At 40.0% G+C, this 4075-nt stretch carries 3 protein-coding genes and 1 pseudogene; all 4 read left to right on the top strand.

Annotated features, from left to right (window positions below; all coding sequences use genetic code 11):
• Window positions 1-198 (top strand): annotated as a pseudogene (locus ACFIMA_RS09145) (hypothetical protein); the annotation flags it as partial.
• Window positions 199-396: 198 nt separating this feature from the next.
• Window positions 397-1542, top strand: coding sequence for a hypothetical protein (locus tag ACFIMA_RS09140; protein ID WP_375632767.1), 1146 nt, complete (start codon window positions 397-399; stop codon window positions 1540-1542).
• Window positions 1543-3708, top strand: a complete 2166-nt coding sequence (locus tag ACFIMA_RS09135; protein ID WP_375693764.1) for a hypothetical protein — start codon at window positions 1543-1545, stop codon at window positions 3706-3708.
• The coding region (locus ACFIMA_RS09130; RefSeq protein WP_375693763.1) for a transglycosylase SLT domain-containing protein at window positions 3705-4075 on the top strand (371 nt) is incomplete at its 3' end. The genes ACFIMA_RS09135 and ACFIMA_RS09130, both read left to right, overlap by 4 nt.

Below are 4075 nucleotides of genomic sequence, written 5' to 3'. Positions count from 1 at the left end.
CTGGAACAAGACAATAGCGGCTGGAATAGGTTGAATATGCTTATGAACGCCGGTCATGGCTTTGCAAGAAATTACGGCACGACGATGAATAATATGTCAGAATCTAAGATGCATGGTAACGACCCTTGGCAGAATGCTATGATGGTGCTTTTTGGATTAAAGAAGGCTGCGGAAAAGGCAGCAAATGCTGCCGTTTAGTTTGAATAATCTTAGAAAAAATAAATAGTTAAAGGGAAAGTAATGGTTTTTATAGATTTTGACCCGAGAGATAGACGTTTCATATCCAAACTAGAAAAAGATCTACACGAACGCAGACTAGAAAAAGATCTACTACAATCAATAGCGAATCAACGAAAGGACAAACATAAATTACCAGTTTTTCTTAATGCGATTTCTATGAATGATCCATATAAGATAGGCTCTTTTTCTCCTTCTCCAATAGGTTCTATTCGTCCTTCTGAGATAGATAATGAGGGGAATAAACCCTCTCCGATTCCACAATCAGAAACTCCTCCTCAGTTAGAGACTTCTCCACCTATTTCAACAAAACCAGTTCCATTGCAAGAACAGCCTCCTGAACCAAATCTTAGTTTTTGGGATAAATTTTCTCGTTTTTCACAGTCTGATGTTAGTAAAAATATTGATGATTTTCTTATGGGTGCGATAACGGCTAGTCCAAATTCATCTGGATGGCAACTTTTTGCCAAGGGGCTGAAGAACTTGCATGAAGGAGATAAACAAAGAGGGCAGGTTAACCAGACTGTCGAGTATCTAAAGTCTAAAGGCTATAGTGAAGAAGAAGCGCGGTTCATAGCTGGAAATAGAGATGCGTTGAATGCTTTTCTATTACAAAAAGTGAACGGTGGAAATAGGAATTCCCAATTTACCAATGACGGTAGGATGCTTGTGGAAGATCCGAATGCACCAGGTGGATATAGATATATTATGGTTGAAGGTGGTAAATCGTATGAGGAAGCTGAACGTGCAAAAGCTCTATATGCAAATAATATAGTACGGAAAAGTATTTTATTGAAAGATCTCACATATCTTGATGAGTACCTTAAGGAAAAAGGTGGGTATGCAACAGGTCTGATTGCTTGGATTAAAAGCATTGTTCCTGGATTGAAAGAAAATGGTGCAGATAAAGTCGTGAAATCAATTAAGGAACGTATAGCAAGTGATCGTATAGACGAACTGAAGCAATTATCAAGGACAGGAGCGGTAGGACTTGGAAATGTCAGTGATAAAGATCTTGACATGCTAAAGCATTCTTTAGGTGAACTAAGCATTGATATGAATGTAGAATTATTTACGCGGAATCTGAATCAAATAAGAGATGTTATTTCAAGACTATCGCCTGAAGCAAAAGCCTATTTACTAGGTGAAGATGCTAGTCGCTCCTCTGCTAATCAGTCATCACAAGGAGGAAGTGCAAATTTGCCAACTATAAGTAGTAGAGAAGATATTAAAAAACTTGCTATTGGAGAAAGAGTATCCATACCAGACGGTAACTATATATATGACATTATTAGGGATAGATAAATGGTTCATCATAATAATACTCATCAAGATTTTCCAGATTTTGGTCCTGGAATAAGAATTATACGCCGTATCCCTAAACATGAATACGAAAAATCGGTAGAGGAACCATTTCCAGATTTTGGTCCTGGAATAAGGGTTATACGTCGTATCCCTAAAGATGAATACGAAACATCATTCCAACATCCCGAAATCACGCAAAGTGAAGCTTTTTGGAACTCTTTAAAGCATGGTTTGAGTTTTAATTTAGATGATGAGATTGCTGGGATTACAGCGGCAGGACGTGATTCTGATGATCAGTTGGCAATAAGTGCTTTTTTGAATGGGCTTTACAACTATTGGACTGGAGATAAGAAAACCATAGAAAAATATGAGAAAGAAGCCAATAGACTACGTGATTATTATCGTAGGATGAGTGATCAACATTATTGGACTTCTTTTGCTGGAAATGCTTTAGGGGCGGCAATTCCTTCCCTTGCGACTTTAGGGGGAGGACTGTTAGCCTCAGGAGCACGCCTTGTAGCGCCTACACTTGCAAGGAATGTGGCGGGGTCAAAATTAGGTCAAGCCTTTTTGAAAGCAGGTCAGTTACCCCCAAGTCGATTTGCAAGTCCATTTTTAGGCATCACGAACAAAACAACATTACCTCATTTGCTTAAAGTAGGTGCAGCATCTGGTGCATTACATGGCGCAGGAGAAGGCGAAGGACTTTTAAATACACTTCAAACCACGGCATCTGGTGGAACTTTAGGAATGGGCGGGGCATTGGCTGGAAATCTTGTAGGCAGTATGCTTGGTTCTACTTTTGGTGGAATACGAAGACTTTTTTCTCCTTCTCATACGAAAGAAGGTGTTTCAAAAGATACGTTAAGAGCAATCAGTAAACATTTAGGCAATGAAGCTTCTGAAGAGCTAGGAGAATCTTTTAAAAAAGCAGTTCCTACCGATTACGTAGCTGATCATAGTCCTTTTTTACAAGATCTTGTTTTTGATATCGCGAAAAGAAACCAAGGGGCTTATCTTGATTTAACCAAGAGAGCTAAACAGAGAGCGCTGGGAGGAGGGGAGCGTATTCATCAGGCGGCTGATAAATACTTTGTTCCTCGTCAAAATGTCACAGGTTTAAAAAATGATCTTATAGCGATTAGGAAAGCAGAACCACATACTCTTTACGAAATAGCCAAAAAAATACCAATAGGAGAACAGCATTATGGCGCTCTTAATGAATTAATGAAGCGTCCATATTTCAAACAGGCTTATAAAGAAGGGCTACAGGAATTCACGAGTAAGGTCAAAGAAGTTGCTCCATTTTCTTCTGAAAAATTTAATCTCCTTAAAGAAAAGCCCAACATGGGTGTTCTCCATGAAACGAAGGTTAAACTTGGTCTTATGAGAGATGCAGCCGAGAAGATAGGAGATAACAGTAAAGTTCATACCTTAGTTGGCATTCAGAAAAAGTTATTAGAGCTTATGGATGATATATCGCCTAAATATAAGAAGGCACGATCATTGTATCATCAATATAGTTCACGTTTAGATGCCATGGATGAAGGTTCCAAAATCCTTAGCAAGTCGGTTAATAAGGATGAATTCAGTAAAATCTTTGATGAATTACCAAAGGCACAACAAGAATACTTTAAAAAGGGCTCAAGAGCAGAACTTTTACAAGGTATGGGTCAAACAAAAGATGAAGTATCCAAGGCAAAGGAGATTTTTGGTACGAATGATCTGTATAAACGATTTGCAAAGATTTATGGAGCCGATAAAGCTTCTGCGGTCAAGAAGGTTATCGAAAAAGAAGCCGATTATGCAGATTTTTATAATAGAATACCAGGTCGTGTAGCGGATGAAAAGATATCATTTAGGCATAACGTCAATATGCCAACGGGTAAACATGATGCAGCTGTACAATTAGCAAAAGCTGCTGGGAAGGCTGCTTGGATTCCTTTCAAAGAGGCGGCGTTTAGAGAGCGTCAACGGATTGAAAAGGATGTTGTCAAATTGTTAACAGGGGGAACAGAGATTAAGAATGCTCAAATTGTCGATCTGATTCAACGTATGGTAAATGCGCATCATAAGGGATATGCGACGAAAGAGTGGGTGAAAAAGCGTTTTTCTGATTTGTTTAGATTAAGTGGAAACGAGGTTGTGAGGATGTTTAACCGATGACCCGTTATAGTCCTTCTGTAGAGCAAGCGATCCGTCAAGCAGCAGCGCGTTATGGTTTGCCAGAGAGTTATTTGTACCGTGTTGCGCAAGTGGAAAGTGGAGGCAATCCGAATGCAAGGAATCCCCGTTCTTCTGCGGGTGGGTTGTATCAATTTATAGACAGTACCGCCAAGCAATATGGTTTGCAAGACCGTTTTGACCCCATGCAAGCGGCAGATGCCATGGGGCGGTTGACGCTTGATAATCGCAATCATTTAAGCCGCCTGTTGGGAAGAGCGCCTAGTGAAGCGGAATTGTATTTAGCACATCAACAAGGGGCAGGAGGAGCCGCGCGGCTTCTTCAAAATCCCCATGCCAATGCGGCGCA

Source organism: Bartonella sp. AP88HLJMH (assembly GCF_042195605.1).
Lineage (GTDB): Bacteria > Pseudomonadota > Alphaproteobacteria > Rhizobiales > Rhizobiaceae > Bartonella.
This window is presented reverse-complemented; position numbering and strand designations above follow the sequence as displayed.

Coding starts and splice junctions, on each gene's coding strand:
- ACFIMA_RS09140 (WP_375632767.1), top strand. CDS start 397: ATGAATGATCCATATAAGATAGGCTCTTTTTCTCCTTCTCCAATAGGT.
- ACFIMA_RS09135 (WP_375693764.1), top strand. CDS start 1,543: ATGGTTCATCATAATAATACTCATCAAGATTTTCCAGATTTTGGTCCT.